A 22,141-nucleotide genomic window follows, 5' to 3' on the forward strand; every position below is an offset into this window, starting at 1 on the left:
TGCTCATGTCCAGTGCCGAGACGAACGAGGAGTGCGTATGACGATGACGGAGCTGCGCCCCGCCGGTGTGCTGCGTGTCGAGGGTCCCGACGAGTCGTATCTGCTCGTGGCCGACCTGTTCGGGATGGGCGCCCCGATCCAGCTGACCTGGGTCTTCGACGCCGATCCCGGGGACGAGGCGATCGATGCGCTGCGCGCCGGCCTGGCGGCCGGCCCGCTCCATCGCGCCGTTTCGCGTCGTCGGGTGCCGTTCGCCCGGCACCGGTGGGTCCGTTCGGACATCCCGCCCGAGGCCGGCCCGGTGGACACCATCGACGACGCCGACATCGGTGCCTGGGCCGACGCACTGCTGCGGTCGACTCGTCTCGACCCGGTCGGCGGGTCCGGCTGGCGGCTCGACTCGGCCCGGACCCGCGGAGGCGGACGGGTGGTCTCGCTCCTCGCGTCCCACATGATCAGCGACGGCCAGGGCCTGTACCGCCTCGTCGCGGCCGCCTCGGCGGGCGAGACCGCGCCCCTGCCGTCGATGGCCGGGGTGCAGGCGTCCCGCGCGTTCCGTGAGGACGCCGCCGACGCCGCGCAGGCGGTGCGCGCTGCCGCACGATCGGTGCGCATCCTCGTCCGACAGGCGCGGGAATCCCGCGGCGAGCCGAACACGTCGGCGCCCGCCGCGTCGGGACCCGCCAGGAGTCGTGCGGACTCCCGGTCGTCGGGCACGCCCGCACCGGACACCACACTGGCCACCGTCGACGTCGACTCAGCGACGTGGACGGCGCGGGCCGACGAGCATGGCGGGACCGGCAATTCACTCTTCACCGCGCTGCTCGCGGGCATCGTGCACCGCTCCGGTCGTCGGATCGACGGACCGATGAAGGTCTGCATCGCGGTCAGCAACCGGGACGGGGACGAGGACACGCGCGCCAACGCCTCCGGCGGAGTCTGGATCCGGCTGGCCGAGCCGGTCGAACCCCGCACCGACCTCGGTGGGATCCGCGCCCTCAGCAAACGTGCCTTCGTCGACTATGCCGACTCCGGGGCCGACCAGGTGGCCGACAACCTCCAGCCGGTGGTCCGGTTGCTGCCGCGTCGTCTCCTCGGCCGTCTGATGCGCGGCATCCCGGGACCCGACACCACCGTGTCCAACCTGGGAACGACCCCGTCGTCGGCGTTGCGCATCGGCGGGCACACCGCGTCCGGATTCGCGATCCGGGCCGTCATGCAGGGGATGCCCGCGCAGGAGCGGCGGGTCCGTGGGCCTGCGATCGCCGCATGGGCCGTCGAGTACCACGACACGATCACGCTGACGTTCTTCGGAATCGACCCCGACGACTTCGGCGACCCCGCGGCCCTGCGTGCGCTCATCGCCGCGGAGCTGACCGCCTGGGGGATCGGACACCGATTCTGGTGAGCACCTCGCACATCTCGATCCTGTTGTACGGCAGCCGGGGCGACATCCAGCCCGGGATTTGCCTGGCCCTCGAGCTGCGGCTGCGCGGCCACCGAGTCAGCGTGCTCGTCCCGCCCAACCTGGCCGGTCTGGCGCGGGCGGTGGGCGTGGCCGACGTGTCCGAGATCGGCTTCGACTCGGACGCCGCGTGGTCCTCCGCCGAGGCACGTTCGGCGCGAAGCAGTCGAAATCCGCTGTCCCGTGCGCGATTCGCGATCTCCACCGTGCGCGGCGGGTTCGAGGCCCTCGACTCCGACCTTGAGTGCCTGTTCCTCCGCGACGCCGCGCCTCTGGCCGGTACCGACCTGCTCGTCGTCGCCCCGCTGTGTCAGGACCGGGGTGCCGCGCTGGCGGAGCGGATGGACATCCCGATGACGGTGCTGCGGTACGGGCCGATGTCGGAGAACGGGTGCATCGGCGCGGTCCCGGGGCTGACGGATTCGTGGTCACGCAGATGGAAACGACGCTCATGGCGCGTCGCGGACAAGCTCACCTGGATGGTGACCGGCTGGAACGAGAACCGCTTCCGGCGACGCATCGGCCTGAACCCGGCATCGCGGCCGTTACCACGGAGGTTGGACGACAACGGAACCCGACAGATCCAGGCCTATGATCCGGGGATGGTCCCCGGTCTTTCCGACGAGTGGGACGAACGCAAACCCGTCGTCGGCTTCTTCGATCTACCCTCGGCGAACCGGACCGGTATCGCCGAAGCCGGTGCCGACGCACCAGAACTGGCCCGGTGGCTCGACGCCGGTGAGCCACCGGTGTTCATCACGTTCGGCAGCATGCCGATCATCGACCCGCCTGCGCTGCTCGCACGGTGGCGGGCCGCCGCACGAGCCCTGGGGGTCCGCTGTCTGATCGCCGCCGGCGATGCTCGCGGCGTCGATCCCGAGGATTCGGACGTCTTCTACGCCGGCGGGGTGGACCATGCGTCGGTTCTGCCCCGGTGTGTGGCCGCTGTCCATCACGGCGGGGCCGGCACCACCGCCGCGGGTCTGCGCGCGGGACTGCCCACGCTCATCTGCGCGGTGACCGCTGACCAGCCGTTCTGGGGTCAGCGTGTGCGCGCACTGGGGGTCGGGGAGTCCGCGCGACTGTCGACCTTCACCGACGACGAGGCGCTCGCCGGTCTCGGCCGTGTGCTCGCCGACGAGACCCGTGCGGCGGCAACCGCTTTCGCCAGACGGATGATCCCGCCGGACAAAGCGGTCGCGGCTGCCGCGGACATCTGCGAGTCCCGGTTGCGCTGACGACCCGGCAACGCACCGCGGCCACCGACCCTCAGGGTCGGTGGCCGCGGTGCGAGATGCCCGTTGTGCGATGCGTCTACTCGCCGAAAGCCTCGTCGAGGATTTCCTGCTGTTCGACGGCGTGGACCTTGCTCGAACCCGACGACGGTGCGGACATCGCCCGACGCGACACCCGGCGCAGTCCGCCGAGCACATCCGGCAGCACCTCCGGCAGCCACAGGCCGAGGAACGGCCACGGTCCCTGGTTCGCGGGCTCCTCCTGGACCCAGCGGAACTCGGTCGCGTTGTCGTACTGCTCGAGGGTGTTGCGCAGACGACGATGCGGCACCGGGTACAGCTGCTCGATGCGGACGATCGCGATGTCGTCGCGCTTCTCCTTGTCGCGCCGCGCGGCCAGTTCGTAGTAGAGCTTGCCGCTGACCAGCAGCACCCGCTTGACCTTGCCGCGATCTGCGCTCGAGTCATTGACGAAGTGCGGGTCGTCGATGACCGACCGGAACTTGTCCTCGGTGAAGTCCTCGACCGGGCTGACCGCAGCTTTGTTGCGCAGCATCGACTTCGGTGTGAAGACGATCAGCGGACGGCTGATGCCGTCGAGCACGTGACGGCGCAGCAGGTGGAAGTAGCTGGCCGGAGTCGACGGCAGGGCCACCGTCATCGAACCCTCGGCGCACAGCTGCAGGAAGCGCTCGATGCGTCCCGAGGTGTGGTCGGGTCCCTGCCCCTCGTGACCGTGCGGCAGCAGCAGGACGACGTCGGAGAGCTGACCCCACTTGGCCTCACCCGACGAGATGAACTCGTCGATGATCGACTGTGCACCGTTGACGAAGTCGCCGAACTGGCCTTCCCACACCACCAGCGCATCCGGGTTGCCGACGGAGTAGCCGTACTCGAACCCGACGATCGCGAACTCCGAGAGCGGCGAGTCGTAGACCATGAACCGGCCGCCGTGGTCCTCGGCACCGTCGTCTCCGGCGGGCTGCAGATGGTTGAGCGGTGTGTACTCCGCACCGGTCGACCGGTCGATGAGCACCGAGTGGCGCTGGGTGAACGTGCCCCGTCGTGAGTCCTGGCCGGACAGACGCACGGTCCGTCCTTCCATCACGAGGGACCCGAAGGCCAGCAACTCGGCGAAAGCCCAGTCGATGTTGCCCTTGCGGGCGGCCTCCGCACGACGCTCCAGCACCGGCTTGACGCGCGGATGCGGGGTGAACCCGTCGGGGACGTTCACGAACGCGTCGCCGATGAGCTCCAGCGTCTTGTTGTCCACGGCCGTCACCAGCTTGGTGGGCAGTGTCTGATCGGCCTGGATCGACGGGGACGGTTCGACACTGAACTTCTCGAGTTCCTTGACCTCGTTGAAGACGCGTTCGAGCTGGCCCTGGTAGTCGCGCAGGGCGTCCTCGGCCTCCTTGGTCGAGATGTCACCGCGACCGATGAGCGCTTCGGTGTAGCTCTTGCGCACGCCGCGCTTGGTGTCGATGACCTCGTACATCGCCGGCTGCGTCATCGAGGGGTCGTCGCCCTCGTTGTGGCCGCGGCGACGGAAGCAGACGAGGTCGATGACGACGTCCTTGTTGTACGCCTGGCGGTAGTCGACGGCGAGCTTCGCGGCCCAGACACACGCCTCGGGGTCGTCGCCGTTCACATGGAAGATCGGCGCGCCGATCATCTTGGCCACGTCGGTGCAGTACTCGGTGGAGCGCGAGTGCTCCGGTGCCGTGGTGAAACCGACCTGGTTGTTCACGACGATGTGCACGGTGCCGCCCGTTCGGTACCCGGGGAGCATCGCCATGTTCAAGGTCTCGGCGACGACACCCTGTCCGGCGAAGGCGGCGTCACCGTGCAGCATGAGCGGCAGGATCGGGAACCGGTCGTCGTCGTCGAGGAGGTCCTGCTTGGCGCGGACGAGGCCCTCCAGGACCGGGTCGACGGCTTCGAGGTGACTCGGGTTGGCGGTCAGCGAGACGTTGATCTCGTTGTCGCCGAACATCTGGTAGTACTTGCCCTCCGCACCGAGGTGGTACTTGACGTCACCCGAACCGTGCGCCTGGGAGGGGTTCAGGTTGCCCTCGAACTCGCCGAAGATCTTGGAGTACGGCTTGCCGACGATGTTGGCCAGCACGTTCAGCCGGCCGCGGTGCGGCATGCCGATGATGACCTCGGTGAGGTTGTGCTCGGCGCTCTGGTCGATGACGGCATCCATCATCGGGATCACGGACTCGGCACCCTCGAGCGAGAACCGCTTCTGGCCGACGTATTTGGTCTGCAGGAACGTCTCGAAGGCCTCGGCGGCGTTCAGCTTGCTCAGGATGTACTTCTGCTCACCCACCGGCGGCTTGACGTGCTTGATCTCGACTCGCTCCTGCAGCCACTTCTGCTGCTCGGGTTCGAGGATGTGGGTGTACTCCACGCCGACGTGGCGGCAGTAGGCGTCGCGCAGGATCGACAGCACGTCCCGCAGCTTCATCTTCTCCTGGCCGTGGAAGCCACCGACCTTGAAGCTGCGGTCGAGGTCCCAGAGGGTCAGGCCGTAGTTCTGGATGTCCAGATCCGGATGGCTGCTGCGGGCATCGCTGTCCATCATGAGCGGATCGATGTCGGCCATGAGATGGCCACGGCTGCGGTAGGCCGCGATCAGCTCGAGGACACGGGTGCTCTTGTCGACGAGTCCGGCCGGAAGGTCCCGACGCCAGCGGATCGGCTCGTAGGGGACGTGGAACGCGGTGAAGATCTCGTCGTAGAACGCATCGTCGATGAGGAGCTCGTGGATGGTCCGGAGGAAATCGCCGGACTCCGCGCCCTGGATGATTCGATGGTCATAGGTCGAGGTCAGCGTCATGAGTTTGCCGACGCCGAGTTCGGCGATCTGCTCGTCGCTGGCGCCCTGGAACTCGGCCGGGTACTCCATCGCGCCTGCGCCGATGATGGCGCCCTGCCCCTTCATCAGGCGCGGCACCGAGTGCACGGTGCCGATCGTCCCCGGGTTGGTCAGCGAGATGGTCACGCCCGAGAAGTCGCTGGCGCCCAGCTTGCCGTCACGTGCGCGCCGGACGATGTCCTGGTAGGCCGAGTAGAACTCGGCGAAACCCATCGTCTCGCACTCCTTGATGGCCGCCACGACGAGCGTGCGGTTGCCGTCCTTGCCGACGAGGTCGATCGCGAGGCCCAGGTTGGTGTGGGCCGGGGTCACCACATTGGGCTTGCCGTCGATCTCGGCGAAGTGCCGGTTCATGTTCGGGAACGCCTTGATGGCCTGGACGATCGCGTACCCGAGGATGTGGGTGAAGCTGATCTTGCCGCCGCGGGTGCGGGCGAGGTGGTTGTTGATGACGATGCGGTTGTCGATCATCGCCTTGGCCGGGACGGCGCGCACGCTCGTCGCGGTCGGGATCTCCAGCGACAGCGCCATGTTCTTGGCGATGGCGGCGGCAGGACCGCGCAGCACCTTGTTGCCATCGGCTGCTTCGGCTTTCTGGCCGTCTGCCTTCTGGGCGTCGGCCTTGCCTGCTGCGGGCTTGTCGGCGGGAGACTTGTCGGTCTTGGGCTGCGAACGCGCCGACCCGTCGCGGCTGGCGACGCTGTGGCCGGAAGCGGCCTTCGTCGCCGCGGACTCCTTGGCGGGGGTGGGCTTACGAGGGGTGGCACGGGCCGGGGTCTGGTCCAGGGTCACCTGTTTGCGCGGCGCGTTCTCGGCGGCCGGTGCGGCGGTGGTCGACGACCCGGCGGTGCCGTTGGTCGTCGACCCCGAGGCGGAGGACTTCCCGGCGGACGGTGAGGCTGTGGAGGACTTCGCAGGGGTCGCCGACGGCGAGTCGGACGGCGCGGAGCCGCCGTTCTCTCCGGGTTCGTAGTTCTTCAGAAGTTCATGCCAACTCGGATCCACCGAGTTCGGGTCTTCTTTGAACTGCTGGTACATTTCCTCGACCAGCCACGTGTTCTGTCCGAAATCCGAAATCGAACTGCTGCTCACAGCGGTATCTCGCCTCAATTCCCTGAAGGTGCCGGGTTCTCTGCCACGCTGTCGTCTCTCGTGAAGACTATCGGTGAACCATCTGCCGATGCTACGCGTCGTCGACTCGCTCACACTTACCGACCTGCTACTACCGAGTCAGTTCCGATGCGCTCCGGGGGGTCGGCGCGGGGGCTGCACCTGTGCTGGTGGGAGTGGGTGCGAACGGGTCGGGTATCACCGAGTCGTCGGGATCGACACCTGCATCCCAGAACCCGCGATACCTCTGTCCCAACGTCAGCAGCTCGTCGTGTGTTCCGAGCTCGACGATACGTCCCCCGTCCACGACCGCGATGACGTCTGCACGGGCCGCGGTCGCGAGGCGATGCGCGACGATCACCGACGTGCGCCTGCGGGTCACCGCGCGGCCGGCCGCGAGTACCTGTGCCTCGGTCGCCTGGTCGAGGGTGGCCGTCGCCTCGTCCAGGAGGAGCAGATCGGGGTCGACGAGCTCGGCGCGTGCCAGCGCGATCAACTGCCGTTGCCCCGAACTAAGTCCCTGCCCCCGCTCGCCGATCGGGTGGTTCATGCGGCCGGGCAGTGCCGAGATCATCGGCAGTGCCCCGACCGCGGCTGCCGCGGCGGCGATCTCCGCGCGCGTCGCCCCGGGTCTGCCGTAGGCGATGTTCTCCGCGACGGTCCCGGTGAACAGGTGCGGCTCCTGCGGGACGAGTCCGAGTCGTTGCCGATAGCGGGTGAGGTCGAAGTCGCCGATGTCGGTGCCGTCGACACGCACGTGTCCGGAGGTGGGGTCGTAGAACCTGGCGAGCAGTTTGACGATGGTCGACTTCCCCGCGCCGGTGCGTCCCACCAGCGCCAGCGACGATCCGGGCGGGATGTGCAGGTCGACGTCGGCGAGCGCATCGGCCGATGACTCCGAGTAGCGGAACCCGACCCGCCGGAAGTCCACCTCGCCCTCGAAGCCGCCCGCCGGGGGAGCCAGCGACCGTGTCGAGGTGCGCAGGGAGCTCGGGGTCTGCAGCAGGTCGGCGATGCGACGCAGGCCGACCGACGCCTGCTGATATCCGTCGAACACCTGGGACAGCTGCTGCACCGGTCCGAACAGCATCGTGAGGTACAGGACGAACGCCACGAGGGTCCCCGCCGACAGGGAGCCGGATGCGACCTGACCGGCACCGACCCCGAGGGCGACGGCGGTCGCGATGTCGGACATGAGCTGGATCAGTGGGAAGTAGGTGGCGATGGCCCGTTGCGAGACCATCCGCGCCTCGACCCACTCCGCCGATCGCCGCGCGAACCGGACCTGTGCGGCGTCGGTCCGCAGATAGGATTGCGTGGTCTTGATGCCGGCGATGTTCTCCTGGAAATCGGCGTTGACGGTGCTGATGAGTTCCCGGGACCGCGTGTACGCGCGGCTCGCCACCCGCCGGAACACCACGGTCGCGACGATCAGGAGCGGGAACACCGGCAGCACGAGCAGGCCCAGGAGGGGGCCGGTGACGAGCAGCGCGACGATGACTCCGAGCAGCGTCAGCACGGCGACGATCGCGGACGTGAGACCCGTCTGCAAGAAGGTCGACAGCGCGTCGATGTCGGTGGTCATCCGCGTCATGATGCGGCCGGACAGCTCGCGCTCGTAGTAGTCCAGGCCCAGTCGCTGGATGTGGGCGTAGCTGCGTATGCGCAGGCCGAACAGCACGCGTTCACCGGCGCGGGTCGAGGTGATGACCATCGCCGACGCCGCGGCCCAGCCGATGCCGACCAGGACCGCCCCGGCGAGCGCGGCCTCCCACAGCGTGGACTGATCGGACCGGCCTGCGGCGTCGATGACCGCACGGGCGATGCTCGGGAAGGCAAGGCCGACAAGGGTGTCGATGGCGATCGCGACCAGGGCGGCCGCGAGCAGCAGGCGCACGGGACGCAGCAGGCCCCGCAGACTGAAGATCGGGTTCTCGCGTCGCGCCGCGTCGACGTCGACGTCCGGGTCCTCGTCGGCCGGGGGCAGCGCGTCCACGCTCGCCCGTAGCTCCGGGGTGGCGGGCATCGACCCCAGGGCGCTGGCGACTCCGCCACCGCGACCGGTCCTGCTCCCCGCGCCGGCACCCGGGCGCGTCACCGGTGTCCCGGAGTCGTCGGATTCGACACGGGGCCAGAGCCTGTCGAGGTCGGTCGGCAGAGTCTGATCACGTGCGCCGGCAGAAGGTGTGTCGTCGGCGGGGTCGGGAGCGGCGCTCGTCATGAGCTCGCGGAACCGGGGCGAGGTCGCCTCCAGTTCGGCGAGTGTCCCGAGCGCGGTGATCCGACCGTCGTCGAGCACCGCGATGCGGTCGGCGAGGACGAGTGTCGACCGCCGATGTGCGAGGACGAGCATCGTGCGGTTCCCGCGGCGGAGTCGGGCGAGGATGCGTGACTCGGTGGTCGCGTCCACGGCGGACGTGGCGTCGTCGAGCACGAGGATGCGTGGGTCGGCGAACAGTGCGCGAGCGAGCGCGATGCGTTGACGCTGTCCGCCGGACAGGGTGAGGCCGCGCTCGCCGATGACCGTGTCGTAGCCGTCGGGCAGTGCCTCGATGAACTCCTCCGCGTCGGCGGCGGCCGCGGCCGCGCGTACCCGGTCGTCGACATCGCCGCCCGTCGCGGCAGGACCCATCGCGATGTTCGCGGTGATGGTGTCGGAGAACAGGAACGGCTCGTCGAACACCACGGCCATGGCACGATGGAGCGCCCCCGGGGCGACGTCGTCGAGCGCGTACAGGCCGCCGTCGGCCGAGTCGCCGATGATCGAGATCACACCGGCGTCCGGGCGTTCGAACCGGCTCACCAGATCCGCGATGGTCGACTTACCCGAGCCCGGCGGGCCGACGACGGCCACGCATTCGCCTGGTTCGATCCGGAGGTCGATGCCGGCGAGGACAGCGGGCGGGTCGTCGGCGTCATGGGTGCGATGGGCGAACTCGACACCGGAGAGATCCAGCCCGAGCGGCCCTTCCGGTAGCGAGCCGGATGCGCTGTTGCCGGGGTCCTGCGGGTGGTCGATGACGTCGTAGACACGTTCGACGGCGGCGCGCGCGAGTTGCGCGTTGACGATGAGGTTCGTCAGGAGGCGGGCGATCCCGGTCATGGTGGCGACATAGGTGCTGAACGCGAGAAAGGTTCCGGCCGTGATCCGGTCGGTCATCGTGAGGTATCCGCCGACGACGATCACCCCGACCATGCCCAGCTGCGGGATCGCGGCCAGCGTGGGGGTGAAGCGTGAGTTGATACGGGCCGCCCGCAGGCGGCGGGCGTATACCGTCCGGCAGCGGTCGACGAGGCCGTCGACCGCTCGGTCCTCCTGGCCGAATCCCTTCACGACCCGCACGCCGGTGACTGTCTCCTCGACGTGCTGGGCGACGTCGGCCGCGGACTGCTGCGCCGACCACGTGGCCGCGAACAGACGACGCCGGGTGCGCAGTACCTCGACGGCGATCAGCGGCACGATGATCAGCGCGACGGCGGTCAGGAGCGGCGACAGGTAGGCCATGATGCCCAGTGCGACGACCATCTGTACCGCGGCACCCATCGACAGCGGCGCCATGGCGAGCAGGCTCTGCACCACCTGGATGTCGGAGATGGACCGGGACACGATCTGCCCGGTGCGTATCTGGTGCTGACTCCGGCCGTCGAGGTGCAGCAGCGTGTCGAGTAGGCGGAGGCGCAGTGTGTTCTGCACGTTGATCGCGAGGCGCCCGGCGAACACGCGGCGCCCGAGATGGCACACGTAACGGATGACGGCGAGCACGACGAGCGCGGCGATGATCGTGTCCAGCGACAGATCGTCGTCGACGACGCCGGTGGCGTGGTCGATCGCAGCCTTCGCCAGGAGTGGGACCCCGACGTCCACGCCGACAGCGATGAGGGTGACGCTCATCGTCACGATGACGATGCGACGGTATCGCCACGACTCGCGGACCAGTTTGCGGATCCAGCCCTTGGTGCCGGAAGCGGATGCGGCCGGGGCCGCCGCGACGGCGGCGGTCTCGGACGGAGTTCGCAGAGGAGGGCTCGGCGTCACCACGAACCGGGTGGGAGCGGGTCCGGAGTCGGCGATTCGACGAAGTCGACGTCGATCACCCACGTCCGGGGTGCCGGACCGAACGCCTGCCGCGCGTTGTGGACGACCTTGCGTCCCAACGCCCGACTTCCCGCTCCGCCGATGACAGCTCCGATGCCCGCGGGCATCAGCTTGCCGAAGATCAGGGGCGCACGGCGGATCGCGTACTTGCGGACCAGTTTGTTCACCAGGGTCTTGTTGAGTTTGGTGAGGGCGCCCGACGGCAGCGCGGCGCCGCTGAGCCGGCGCAGGGCGCCGCCGCCGGTGCCGACGACGCGTCCGAGGGCGAGCACCCCTTCCTCGCCGAGCGCGACGGTCATGACCAGCGCCTTACGACGCTCGGACTCGTGGACCGGGATGCCGTGCACCTCGGCGATGGACAGCGCCAGGAGAGCGGACGCCTCGAGGAAGAACGCGGTGTCGCCGGTCATCGCCCCGAAGGCAGTGACGGTCCCGACCCCGGGTACCGCGGCGGCGGCCCCGACCGCGCCACCCGAGCCGGTGACCGCGTTGAGGTAGCGCTTCTCGAGACGCTCGATGATCTGCGCCGGTGAATCGTCGGGATACTTCCGCCGCAGGGAATCCACGTACTTCTTCACCGCAGGTGCCTGGAGGCGTTGGGCTCGGTCGAGGAGCCCGCCGGTCACCTCGACCGCCTTGCCGGGTGGCGTGCGGCCCTTCTCGGTCGAAATCGCGTGTGGTGTCTTGTCTTTCATGCCGTGGGAACCCAATCCTCGTCGGGCACGACCTCGGACGGCCGTGGCGGGCCGGGGGGCGTGCCGTCGCCGAACGGACGGCCACCGAGCTCCTCCCGGTGATGCGGGGTGAGCCAGCTCCGCAGGTCGGGCCCCTTCGGCACGATCTGGGTGGGGTTCACGTCCGTGTGGACGATGTAGTAGTGCTGCTTGATCTGCGTGAAGTCGGTGGTGTCGCCGAACCCGGGGGTCTGGAAGAGGTCGCGGGCGTACCCCCACAGCACCGGCATCTCGCTCAACTTGCTCCGGTTGCACTTGAAGTGCCCGTGGTAGACCGCGTCGAAGCGGGCGAGGGTGGTGAACAGGCGGACATCGGCCTCGGTGATGGTGTCGCCCACCAGGAATCGCTGGGTGGCGAGCCGCTCGGAGAGCTCGTCGAGCTTCGTGAACAGCCGGTCGTACGCGGCGTCGTAGGCGTCCTGGCTACCGGCGAACCCGCATCGGTACACACCGTTGTTGACCTCGGTGTAGATGCCGTGGCTGACCTCGTCGATCTCGTCGCGCAGACGCTCGGGGTAGAGCTCGGGCGCGCCGTCGCGGTGGAACGCGGTCCACTCCAGCGAGAAGTCGATGGTGATCTGTGGGAAGTCGTTGGTGACGACCTCGCCGGTCGGGATGTCGACGATCGCGGGAACCGTGATGCCCTTCGGATAACCGGGGATCCGCTTCTCGTAGGCGTCCTTGAGTCGTGGGATCTGCAGAACCGGATCGAGACCACCGGGATCGAGATCGAACGTCCACGAGTTCTTGTCGTGGGTGGGCCCGCACAGCCCCAGTGAGATCGCGTCCTCGAGGCCCAGGAGCCTGCGGACGATCAGGGTGCGATTCGCCCACGGGCAGGCGCGTGCCGCGATCAGGCGGTATCTCCCCGCCTCCACCGGGTAGCCGTCGCGACCATCGGCCGTGATGCGGGTCTCGATGTACTTCGTGTCGCGCACGAATTCCTGGCCGGTCATCACGTACGAACCCTGGTCGTCTCCGGCGCCGCCGGTCTGCTCGGAGGCGGTGGTCTGCTCGGACTCGGTGCTCATGGTCTCCACAGTAGTGATCGCGGGCGACACGAGGAGCCGGGTCCGTCCCGGGATCGCCGCGTTCGAATCGGCCGCCTGTGGGCCGTGGTCGCGTGGGGCGGGTGTCAATCGGACAGGTCTAGCATCGTGCAGATGCAATCCAGCGATGCCAACCGCGGCGAGGTCCCGGCACCCGAAGAGACCGTCACCACCCGGCCGTGGGCGGCGATGCTGGCGCTCTGCATCGGGTTCTTCATGATCCTCGTCGACATGACGATCGTGGCGGTCGCACAACCGCGTATCCAGTCCGATCTGGGCACCGACGTCAACGGGGTCGTCTGGGTCACCAGTGCGTACCTGCTCACCTACGCGGTGCCGTTGCTGATCACCGGCAGGCTGGGTGACAAGTTCGGGCCGAAGACGATCTACCAGATCGGGCTGGCGGTGTTCACCGTCGCGAGTCTGTGGTGTGGCCTGTCGTCGTCGATCGGCGAACTGGTCGCGGCGCGCGCCCTGCAGGGCGTGGGGGCGGCGCTCATCACCCCGCAGACGATGGCCCTGATCACCCGGATCTTCCCGGCGGAGAAGCGCGGCGCAGCCATGGGTGTCTGGGGCACGGTCGCCGGCGTCGCGACGCTGGTGGGTCCGCTGCTGGGCGGGGTGCTGACCGACGCATTCGGTTGGGAGTGGATCTTCTTCATCAACCTTCCGGTCGGTGTCGTCGGACTCGTTCTCGCAGCGATCCTCGTCCCGCGTGTCGGTACCAACGACCACCAGTTCGACTGGATCGGCGTCGCATTGTCGGCGGTGGGGCTCTCCGCGCTCGTCTTCGGTATCCAGGAGGGGGAGAAGTTCGCCTGGAACGCCTGGATCTGGGTGCTGATCCTCGGCGGCCTCGCCGTGCTCGCGGCGTTCGTCTACTGGCAGTCCAGGATTCGCACCGAGCCGCTGGTGCCGTTGTCGTTGTTCCGGGATCGCAACTTCTCGCTGGCGACCGTCGGTATCGCATCGATGGGTTTCGCGGTGTCGGCGATGATGATCCCGTTGACGTTCTTCCTGCAGCTCGTCGGCGGGATGTCGCCGACCGAGTCGGCCGTCGTGCTGGTCCCGATGGCGGTCCTCACCGGTGTTCTCGCCCCGATCGTCGGGCGCATCGTCGACCGGGTCCACCCGCGCACGATCGTGTCCTCGGCGTTGCTGCTGAACGCGGTGGCGATCGGCTGGCTCGGCGTGGTGACCCGGCCCGCGACGCCGGTCTGGCTGATCGTCGTCCCGCTCTGCCTGATGGGTGTCGCCTCGGCGGGCATCTGGGCGCCGCTCGCGGCGACCGCGACACGCAACCTGCCGTGGCATCAGGCCGGCGCCGGTGCGGGTGTCTACAACACGCTTCGCGTGATCGGTTCGGTTCTCGGAGCGGCGATGATCGGCGCGCTGCTGCAGACCCGGCTGGCTGCCGAGCTGCCGGGCGTCGACGACGCGGCCGCCCAGGACGGGGGGAGCGGTCAACTGCCGGACTTCCTCCGGGAGGGGTTCGCGACCGCCATGGGCCAGTCTCTCTACCTGCCTGCCGCGGTGCTGCTGGTCGGCGTCGTCGCGACGTTCTTCTTCGTCCGACCCGCACATCAGACCCTTCCGCCGCAGGTCGTCGACCCGCAGACGCCGGGTAGCACGACTCACACCGCCGGGGTGCCCGGCGCCTGAGCGCGCGTCCCACGATCTGTCGGGGCCCGACCGTAAGGTTGCGCCCATGCGGATCGTGCACACCTCCGACTGGCATCTGGGCCGGACGTTCCACGGGGTCGAGCTGCTCGCCGATCAGCGTCGCGCGTTGTCCCACCTTGCCGCGGTCGTCGCCGCGGAGTCGGCCGACGTGGTGATCGTCGCCGGGGACGTCTACGACCGGTCGGTGCCCTCGGCCGACGCGGTCCGGGTCTACGACGAGGGGCTGGCCGAGATCGCCGCCGCCGGAGCGCAGATCGTCGTGACCTCGGGCAACCATGATTCGCCCACCCGCCTCGGTGCCGGCTCGGGCTTCGCCGCCGCCGGCGGACTGCATCTGCGGACCTCGATCGCCGACATCGACCGCCCGGTCGTTCTCTCCGACGAGCACGGCGAGGTGGCCTTCTACGGCATCCCGTACCTCGAGCCCGACACGGCCCGGCACCACCTGGGCGTGCAGTCGCCGTGTGGTCACACCGCCGTGCTGGATGCCGCGATGGCGCGTGTCCGAGCGGATCTGTCTGTGCGGAAGTCGCGTTCGGTGGTGGTGGCGCACGCGTTCGTGAGCGGGGCGGCGGCTGCGGGATCGGAGCGCTCCATCAGCGTCGGGGGAGTGGAAACGGTTCCGGCCGAGACCTTCTCGGGGGCAGACTATGTGGCGCTCGGCCATCTGCACTCACCGCAGCAGGTCACCGAGTCCGTGCGTTACAGCGGGTCGCTCCTGCCCTACTCGTTCGGCGAACGCACCCACCGCAAGGCGGTACTGATCGTGGATCTCGATGCTTCCGGGGTCGCCGGGGTACGGGCGCACGAACTGCCGGTCGTCCGCGAACTCAGTTCTCTCACCGGCGTTCTCGCCGATCTGCTGGCCGAGGAGCGGTTCGCGGCCGCGCATGATCACTACGTCGAGGTCACACTCACCGATGCGGTGCGCCCGACCGACGCCATGCGCCGCCTGCGGGAACGCTTTCCGTTCGCCGTCCATGTGCAGTGGGATCGTCCCCACAGCGGTTCGGGTGTGGACTACCGGTCGCGGGTCCGCGGACGCAGCGACGCCGAGATCGTGGCCTCCTTCATCGAGGACGTGCGCGACGCGCCCACCAAGGGTGAACGGGTCCTCGTCGAGCGTGCGTTGCGTGCCGTGGTCGGCGAGCCCGAGTCCGACGCGGCCGAACTCACGTTGTTCGACATCGAGGCGATCGTCGCGGAGTCGGCGTGAGGCTTCACCGGCTGCGTGTCCGGGCGTTCGGTCCGTTCGCCGACGAGATCACCGTGGACTTCGACGACCTCGGCGGCGACGGTCTGTTCCTCCTGCACGGGCAGACCGGTGCGGGCAAGACCACCGTTCTCGACGCCGTCGCGTTCGCGCTGTTCGGCCGGGTGCCGGGTGTGCGTGACACCAATCGTCGCCTGCATTCCGATCATGCTGCGCCACACGAGATCCCAGAAGTCGAACTCGAGGCGACCATTGCGTCGCGGCGGCTGCGGATCACCCGATCACCCGAGCACGAGCGCCCCAAGAAACGCGGAGACGGCACCCGCAAGGTGAACGCGAGAGCGACCCTGGTGTGGGTCGACGGTTCGGGCCCCGATCTCACGCGTCTCCCCGAGATCGGGGACGCGGTCGTGCGCCTGCTCGGGATGAGTGCCGACCAGTTCTTTCAGGTGGTGTTGCTGCCGCAGGGTGATTTCGCCCGGTTCCTGCGTGCACATTCCGACGAACGGGAAGCGTTGCTGGAGCGCCTCTTCGACACGGAGCGTTTCGGTGATCTCGAAGAATGGCTGCGCGAGCGTGCGCGCGACAGCGGCGCGACGCTGACCGAACACACCGCCGTGCTCGACCGCATCGCGGGTCAGATCGTCGCGGTCGGCGGTGCCGAACCGACCGCCGATGCCGACTTCGACTGGGCGCAGCGGTGTTTGGACGCCGCCCGGGAGACGGCGCAGCGCACGTTCGCGGAGGCGGGCACCGCGCAGGCCGCGGCCGATCAGGCTCAGGCCGCGTACGAGGCGGGTGCTCGCGTGGCCGAACTTCGTCGCCGCGGTCGCCAGGCCACCGAGCGCCTCGCACAGCTGGTCGAGGGGGAGCCCGCACTGGCAGCCGCGGCGCAGGCCCGTCGGCTGGCGCTGCGGGCGGCGCCGATCGTTCCCCTCGCCGACGACCACGACCGCGTCGAGGCCGAGCTCGAGACGGCCGGGCAGGGCGCCACGCGTGCCCGCACCGCCCTCGTCGAGCTCGCCGAGGCAGAGTCCCTCTGCGGAAACGAGATCGACGACGCCCTCGCCGTGCGGCTGGACTCGGCGATCGATCGCTGGACCGAGGAGTCGGGGCGGTGGAAGCCACTCGCCGACCGGGTGGCGCAACGTCCGGCACTGCTCACCGAGATCGCCGAACTCGATTCCGCGGTCGCCGAGGCCGACCGTGAGATCGAACGGACGACGACCGCGCTGGAGGCGGTGCCGACTCGTCGAGATGCCGCCACCGCGGACCTGCTCGGGGCGGACGAACTGCGAGTACAGGTCCCCCGACTGCGTGCCGAGCGTGACCGGCTCGATGCGGCCCTGGCGGCGATGGCCGATCGAAGAGATGTGCTCGGCCGGCTCGCTGTTGCCGAAAAGGCCCTGCTCGACGCGCGCGATGCGCACGCCGCTGCACGCGAGCACGTACTCGACGTGCGTGAACGACGCCTCGCCGGGATGGCCGCGGAGCTGGCCGGCGGGCTCGTCGACGGCGAGGCCTGCGTGGTGTGCGGATCGCTCGCGCACCCACGACCAGCCGCGGGGGGCACCGGATCCGGGGTCGGTGAGGCCGCGGCCGAAGAGGACGAGGCAACGGCGGCCGAAGAACGTGCGGGCGCGGTCAAGGCGACCGCGCAGACCGCGGTCACGGCCCTCACCGAGCGCCGCGCCCACCTCGACGAGATCATCGCCGGCGCTGATCCCGACGCCGCGGCGGCCGACCACACCCGGGTCGCCGCCGAACTCCGTGACGCCGAACGCGCTGCCGCCCGCGTGCCCGCGCTGCGGGCGGCCGTCGAGCGTATTGATGCCGAGGTAGACGGATGGCGGGCCGCGGTGGCCGAGATCGAGTCGGCGCAGGCGGCGCGTCGTGAGCGGTTGATGTCGTTGCGCCGCAGCCTTGCCGAGCTCGACGCCGACGTCCGCGAGGCCACCGGTGGCCGGGTGGGGATCGCCGAACGGCGGCGCGAGCTCGCCGAACTCGTGCGGCGGGCACGTCGTCTGCGGGACGCGTGCGGGGAGGTCCGACGCGCGCGTGAACGATCGGCCGAGGCGACGCAGCGGTTGTCCCAGGCCTGCGCCGACGCGGGTTTCGAGTCCGTTGCCGACGTCCGGAAGGCGTTCGCTACCGCGCGGCAGATCGCCGCCTGGGAGTCCATGGCGCAGGAGGCTGCCGGCATGCGTGCCGCTGCCGAGGAGACCCTCGCCGATCCGGACGTGCGGTCGGCGTTCGAATCGCCCGACCCGGACCTCGAGCGGCTGGCTGCCGAGTCGGCTGCCGCTCGCACGCGCCGAGACGACGCGGCCACCGCGCACGCGGTGGCGGCACAACGTCTCGCCGGCCTCGACGAGTACGTCGCGCAGTTCTGGGCCGCCCTCGACGCCCTGGCGCCACTGCAGGAACGCCAGGCCGAGCTCCAGGGACTGGCCGAGCTGGTCAGCGGTCGAGGACAGAACTCCCGCCGCATGTCGCTGCGCTCCTACGTTCTGGCCGCGCGTCTCGACGAGGTGCTCGTGGCCGCGTCTGGTCGACTCCGTGAAATGTCCTCGGGTCGATACGAATTCGTGCATTCCGACGCCGCCGGGGTCCGCGGCCGGCGCGGAGGCCTGGGGATCGAGGTCCGCGACGAGTACACCGGCGCACTCCGCGCGACGACGACACTCTCGGGCGGGGAGACCTTCTTCGCCTCCCTCGCGTTGGCCCTGGGGCTCGCCGACGTGGTGTCCGCGGAATCCGGCGGCCGGGTTCTCGACACGATCTTCATCGACGAGGGATTCGGCACCCTCGACCCCGAGGCCCTCGACCTCGTCATGGGCGTGCTCGACGAGCTCCGCGCGGGCGGCCGCGTCGTCGGCGTCGTCAGTCACGTCGACGAACTGCGGGCGCGAATTCCGGCCCAACTGCACGTCTTGCGCGGCGAGCACGGGTCGTCGATCCGGCTGCAGAGTCCGGTCGGCGTGTCGTGAGCTGGCCGATTGGGCTTGTCGGAGAACAGTGCGCTAGGCTGAGTCCCGCCCGATGAGCCCCCGTAGCTCAGGGGATAGAGCGTCTGCCTCCGGAGCAGAAGGCCGCAGGTTCGAATCCTGCCGGGGGCACCATCGCCACAGAAGCGCCACTTGGGATCAGAAGCGCCGGTTACAACCGGCGCACCTGGACTCAGGTGGCGCTTTTGCTGTCGTCAAGATCCGTGGGTGGCTGCGCCCATCGATCCACGGGGCAGGCGGCGTTGTGAACGCCGCGTTCAGCGCCTCCTGACCCACCTGGCCTCACACATACGGCTCGGTGAGCATCTCCAGCAGCTGGCCCGACGGATCCTTGAAGTACACGCGTCGACCGTCGTCGGTCGAGATCTCCCCGGGCCGCCGCATCTGCGGATCGGCCCAGTGTTCGACGCCACGCCGACGCAGTGCGTCATAGCCGCGGTCGAAATCGGCGTCGTCCATCAGAAATGCCATGTGAACCGGCTCCGCGACGGGCGCAGGTGCGAACTGCAGGAGCGTGTCGTCGTCGAGGAGGATGTTGACGAACGGACCCCAGCCGGGTGCGGGTCGCGCGCCGAGCACGTCCCGATAGAAGTCCGCGGACGTCTGCGGATCGTGCGCTCCGATGATGATGTGATTGAAACTGACTGCCATGACGAAACTTTCGTCCCGGCGCCTCCATGCCTGACGCGGTCCGCCACCGGCACGCGACGCTGGGGCAGAGCTTGCCACAGTCTTCTCCGAATGGCCACAACCGGGCCCGATCGGCACGGCTCAGCCGCTAGTCTCGTCCTGTGCTGAACCGCTGGAGACAACGCAACGACTTCGCGCCGGACCTGCGTTGGATCGCCCTGCTCGCTCCCGCCCAAGTGGTATCCCGTCGAACGCTTCCGCTTGTCCGGCGCGCGTACCGGGTTCGTAACGGCCGGGATCCTGTCACCACGGCGACCACCGACGGCGGTGTCGAGGTGCGGTTATTCCGTCCGGCGCACTCCGCGGGACGGTTGCCCGCGCTGCTGTGGATTCACGGCGGGGGATACGTCATCGGGAGCGCGGCCCAGGACGATCGCTGGGCCCGCGCGATGTCCGAACGAGTCGGCGTCCAGGTGGTGTCCGTCGACTATCGGTTGGCACCCGAACACCCGTACCCGGCCGCCCTCGACGATTGTCTCGATGCGCTTCGCTGGATGACCGACCAACCCGACATCGACACGAGCCGGATCGCGATAGGTGGCAACAGCGCCGGCGGGGGACTGGCGGCGGCGCTGGCCTTTCGGGCGCGGGACGCCGGGATCGATGTACGACTACAACTGCTGACGTATCCGATGCTCGACGATCGCACACGCGAACCCGATCCGCGGCACCGATTGTGGAACGCCTCGGCGAACGTCTTCGGATGGGCCAGCTATCTCGGTGACGCACAACCTGATACGGCCGTCCCGGCACGTCGTACGGATCTGGAGGGCTTGGCCCCGGCGTGGATCGGGGTCGGCACCCTGGATCTGTTCGCCGCGGAGGACCGCGACCATGCGGAACGGCTCCGGGCGGCAGGCGTCGGGTGCCACCTGGACGAGGTGGAGGGGGCTTTCCACGGGTTCGACATCGTGGCGCCCAGAACAACTGTCGCGCAGGAGTTCTTCAGTCGGCAGTGCGACGCCGTCCGACGAGCATTCGCCGACGGTTGAACAGTGCCTCACGGGGTGGGCGGTAGCTCGATGCGCCGCAACGGATCACCGACGTCGACGACAAGCACGCCGGTCGGGCAAGCAGGGTGCCTGCTCAGTTCATCGGGAGAGGCTGCGCTCCGCGGGCCGCGAGCATCTGGGTGATGATCCCGATCTCTTTGTCCTGCGTGCGTTTCATGCTCGACGCCAGGTCGCGGACATACGCCTGGTCGACGTTGGCCGGATCGGCGGCGTACTCCATCATGTGCAGTCCGCCCTCGTGGTGGCGCAGCATCAGCTGAAGGAATGTGGTGTCCACCTGGGGGCCCCGCATCGCGCGGAACTGTTCCATCTCGGTTGACGTCGCCATACCCGGCATCGGCGGCTGCTCGGCGCCGGACTCCGCCGCGGGTGTCTCCGACGCCGGCATCGACATGTCGCCGTGATCCATGCTGCCGTGATCCATGCTGCCGTGATCCATGCTGCCGTGATCCATGCTGCCGTGATCATGATCGCCGTCGGCATGATCGGCGGGGTCGGAGTGATCGTGACCGTCGGCGGACGCGCTGTGTCCCATCCAGGCCATGGTGTCGCCGGGATTGGTGACGGGTTGCCGCCATCGCGACAGCCACGACTGCATCTGACCGATCTCGTTGCTCTGTGCGGTGAGGATGTCGAAGGCCATGGACCGCACCTCGGGATCGGTGCCGTGTTCGAGTTCGATCGCCGCCAGCTCGACACCCTGCTCGTGGTGACGGGTCATGTCCTGGGCGAATCCGACCGCCGCGGAGTTCGCGGCAGGCGCATCGTCGTCGGCGGGATCGTCGGCGAGGCTCGCCTGGATGAGCAGTCCGAGGCCGACTCCGAGGAGGAGCACGGCGACACCCACCAGGGCGAGGAGGACGCGATTGGGGCCCGGCGCGTCGCCCGCGGTGTCGGACACCTCGGGAGTCGTTGGCGCGTCCGGGGTTTCGGATCGGTCGCTGCTGTCGGTCATCGCTGGGTCCTCATCGTGTCTCCGGGTCCGCTGTCGGTCGTGTCGGTCGGAACCAGGTCAGCCGGCGGGCGTCGGGCTGCCGTTGCCCCCGGTCATCGGGACGGCGTCGGGGCCGGGTTCGCCCTCGTCGGCGGGCGGGGGATTCGACGGGTCGAAGCCGGGGATCGCGGTACAGGTCGCCTGGGTCTCCGGGTAGGCCGCGGTCTGCGGGTTCTCCTGGTAGACACCGGGCATCATGTTGCGGCGCAGGGCGGTGATGAACTGATCCACCCGGGGATCGCGGGCGGAGTCCAGCTTGAGCTGATGGCCCCAGCTCTGCAGCGACACCGGCTTGTCCAGGCCCGGGTACGGCGACAGGAACAGATACTGCTCGCCTCGGACGAGCTGCTTGAGGTAGTCGAGATCTTCCGGGGTGATGGTGTCGGGGTTGTAGGTGACCCACACCGCGCCGTGTTCGAGTGCGTGGACGGCGTTCTCCGAGCGAAGCGGGTTCGGGTAGACGACGCCGGTACAGGTGGCCCAGATCTCGTCGTGCGGACCGCCGAAGGGTGGCGACTGGTCGTAGGCGACGCGCTGAGTCGCAGTGACGTGGCGTCCGGCCTCGTAGTACTTCTTCGTGACGCCGGGGATGGCGGCCGAGGGGTCGGGGTTCTGCGGCGACGGCACGAACTCCGACACCGCTTGCACGGCGACGTCATCCTTCTGTTCGGCGCGCTGCTCGTTGAACTTGGGGATGAGGTAGATCGCCAGTCCCGCGACGAGACCGATGACCACGACGACGGCGCCCACGAGCATCCAGTCGATCTGACGGCCCGTCGCCGTGGGAACCGATCCTGCTCTCTTGGGAGACTTGGGGACGTTCGCCCCGGGTTTGCGCGCCATCGACTTCTTTCCTCATCCGACTCCGGTCGCCGCCCGGGCGGGCCCAGGGCCCGGCGCTCGTTCGGCGCCCACGAGTGTACTGGTGGGCCCGCTCGCCTCGACCTCGGTGCGACGGAGTGGGCCG

General features: G+C 69.0%; 13 protein-coding genes and 1 tRNA gene. 7 read left to right on the forward strand and 7 right to left on the reverse strand.

What is annotated here, in order from left to right:
- Positions 1-31: 31 nt before the first annotated feature.
- Both ACSUZC_RS08960 and ACSUZC_RS08965 read left to right on the forward strand, forming a co-directional pair.
- Positions 32-1,408 carry a hypothetical protein gene (locus tag ACSUZC_RS08960; protein ID WP_439032480.1) on the forward strand — a complete coding sequence of 459 codons (1,377 nt, stop codon included), beginning with the start codon at positions 32-34 and terminating at the stop codon, positions 1,406-1,408.
- The gene (locus ACSUZC_RS08965) at positions 1,405-2,703 is read left to right on the forward strand and encodes a glycosyltransferase (RefSeq protein WP_439032481.1); all 1,299 of its coding nucleotides are present in this window, start codon (positions 1,405-1,407) and stop codon (positions 2,701-2,703) included. The genes ACSUZC_RS08960 and ACSUZC_RS08965 overlap by 4 nt, the downstream gene beginning before the upstream one ends.
- A 76-nt stretch (positions 2,704-2,779) precedes the next feature.
- On the opposite strand, the gene ACSUZC_RS08970 is transcribed toward ACSUZC_RS08965, so the two are convergent.
- The 4 genes from ACSUZC_RS08970 to ACSUZC_RS08985 form a co-directional block, all read right to left on the reverse strand.
- Complete coding sequence (locus ACSUZC_RS08970) at positions 2,780-6,622, reverse strand: multifunctional oxoglutarate decarboxylase/oxoglutarate dehydrogenase thiamine pyrophosphate-binding subunit/dihydrolipoyllysine-residue succinyltransferase subunit (RefSeq protein WP_439033051.1); 3,843 nt, start codon at positions 6,620-6,622, stop codon at positions 2,780-2,782.
- Positions 6,623-6,806: 184 nt separating this feature from the next.
- Positions 6,807-10,712: an ABC transporter ATP-binding protein gene (locus ACSUZC_RS08975; protein WP_439033052.1), complete on the reverse strand. Its 3,906-nt coding sequence runs from the start codon at positions 10,710-10,712 to the stop codon at positions 6,807-6,809.
- A 14-nt stretch (positions 10,713-10,726) separates the two neighbouring features.
- The gene (locus tag ACSUZC_RS08980) at positions 10,727-11,485 is read right to left on the reverse strand and encodes a hypothetical protein (protein WP_439032482.1); all 759 of its coding nucleotides are present in this window, start codon (positions 11,483-11,485) and stop codon (positions 10,727-10,729) included.
- Complete coding sequence (locus ACSUZC_RS08985) at positions 11,482-12,555, reverse strand: glutathione S-transferase family protein (protein ID WP_439032483.1); 1,074 nt, start codon at positions 12,553-12,555, stop codon at positions 11,482-11,484. The genes ACSUZC_RS08980 and ACSUZC_RS08985 overlap by 4 nt, the downstream gene beginning before the upstream one ends.
- A 132-nt stretch (positions 12,556-12,687) precedes the next feature.
- On the opposite strand from ACSUZC_RS08985, the gene ACSUZC_RS08990 reads away from it, so the two are divergent.
- The 4 genes from ACSUZC_RS08990 to ACSUZC_RS09005 all read left to right on the forward strand — a co-directional run bounded on the left by ACSUZC_RS08990 (position 12,688) and on the right by ACSUZC_RS09005 (position 18,591).
- On the forward strand, positions 12,688-14,235 hold the full coding sequence (locus tag ACSUZC_RS08990; protein WP_439032484.1) for a DHA2 family efflux MFS transporter permease subunit: 1,548 nt from the start codon (positions 12,688-12,690) through the stop codon (positions 14,233-14,235).
- A 46-nt stretch (positions 14,236-14,281) separates the two neighbouring features.
- Positions 14,282-15,472, forward strand: coding sequence for an exonuclease SbcCD subunit D (locus tag ACSUZC_RS08995; RefSeq protein ID WP_439032485.1), 1,191 nt, complete (start codon positions 14,282-14,284; stop codon positions 15,470-15,472).
- The gene (locus ACSUZC_RS09000) at positions 15,469-18,459 is read left to right on the forward strand and encodes an AAA family ATPase (RefSeq protein WP_439032486.1); all 2,991 of its coding nucleotides are present in this window, start codon (positions 15,469-15,471) and stop codon (positions 18,457-18,459) included. The genes ACSUZC_RS08995 and ACSUZC_RS09000 overlap by 4 nt, the downstream gene beginning before the upstream one ends.
- A 56-nt stretch (positions 18,460-18,515) precedes the next feature.
- Positions 18,516-18,591: transfer RNA gene (locus ACSUZC_RS09005), tRNA-Arg, on the forward strand.
- A gap of 168 nt (positions 18,592-18,759) precedes the next feature.
- Here the strand turns inward: ACSUZC_RS09005 and ACSUZC_RS09010 are convergent.
- Positions 18,760-19,128, reverse strand: a complete 369-nt coding sequence (locus tag ACSUZC_RS09010; protein ID WP_439032487.1) for a VOC family protein — start codon at positions 19,126-19,128, stop codon at positions 18,760-18,762.
- Between the two features lie 140 nt (positions 19,129-19,268).
- Here ACSUZC_RS09010 and ACSUZC_RS09015 point away from each other — a divergent pair, with 140 nt between their 5' ends.
- A complete protein-coding gene (locus ACSUZC_RS09015; RefSeq protein ID WP_439032488.1) occupies positions 19,269-20,159 on the forward strand; it encodes an alpha/beta hydrolase in 891 nt (296 codons plus the stop codon).
- Between the two features lie 94 nt (positions 20,160-20,253).
- Here ACSUZC_RS09015 and ACSUZC_RS09020 read toward each other — a convergent pair whose 3' ends face one another.
- Together ACSUZC_RS09020 and ACSUZC_RS09025 are read right to left on the reverse strand one after the other, a co-directional pair.
- A complete protein-coding gene (locus tag ACSUZC_RS09020) occupies positions 20,254-21,135 on the reverse strand; it encodes a DUF305 domain-containing protein (RefSeq protein WP_439032489.1) in 882 nt (293 codons plus the stop codon).
- 57 nt (positions 21,136-21,192) lie between these two features.
- A complete protein-coding gene (locus tag ACSUZC_RS09025; protein ID WP_439032490.1) occupies positions 21,193-22,017 on the reverse strand; it encodes a DUF3105 domain-containing protein in 825 nt (274 codons plus the stop codon).
- Positions 22,018-22,141: the final 124 nt, after the last annotated feature.

Origin of the sequence: Gordonia terrae, assembly GCF_051789125.1 — a bacterium.
GTDB classification, from domain to species: Bacteria; Actinomycetota; Actinomycetes; order Mycobacteriales; family Mycobacteriaceae; genus Gordonia; species Gordonia terrae_A.

What these genes read in the sequence shown, in the direction of transcription:
- ACSUZC_RS08970 (WP_439033051.1), bottom strand. Translation starts at nt 6,622, where the DNA reads ATGTACCAGCAGTTCAAAGAAGACCCGAACTCGGTGGATCCGAGTTGG.
- ACSUZC_RS08980 (WP_439032482.1), bottom strand. Translation starts at nt 11,485, where the DNA reads ATGAAAGACAAGACACCACACGCGATTTCGACCGAGAAGGGCCGCACG.
- ACSUZC_RS08985 (WP_439032483.1), bottom strand. Translation starts at nt 12,555, where the DNA reads ATGAGCACCGAGTCCGAGCAGACCACCGCCTCCGAGCAGACCGGCGGC.
- ACSUZC_RS08990 (WP_439032484.1), top strand. Translation starts at nt 12,688, where the DNA reads ATGCAATCCAGCGATGCCAACCGCGGCGAGGTCCCGGCACCCGAAGAG.
- ACSUZC_RS08995 (WP_439032485.1), top strand. Translation starts at nt 14,282, where the DNA reads ATGCGGATCGTGCACACCTCCGACTGGCATCTGGGCCGGACGTTCCAC.
- ACSUZC_RS09010 (WP_439032487.1), bottom strand. Translation starts at nt 19,128, where the DNA reads ATGGCAGTCAGTTTCAATCACATCATCATCGGAGCGCACGATCCGCAG.
- ACSUZC_RS09020 (WP_439032489.1), bottom strand. Translation starts at nt 21,135, where the DNA reads ATGACCGACAGCAGCGACCGATCCGAAACCCCGGACGCGCCAACGACT.
- ACSUZC_RS09025 (WP_439032490.1), bottom strand. Translation starts at nt 22,017, where the DNA reads ATGGCGCGCAAACCCGGGGCGAACGTCCCCAAGTCTCCCAAGAGAGCA.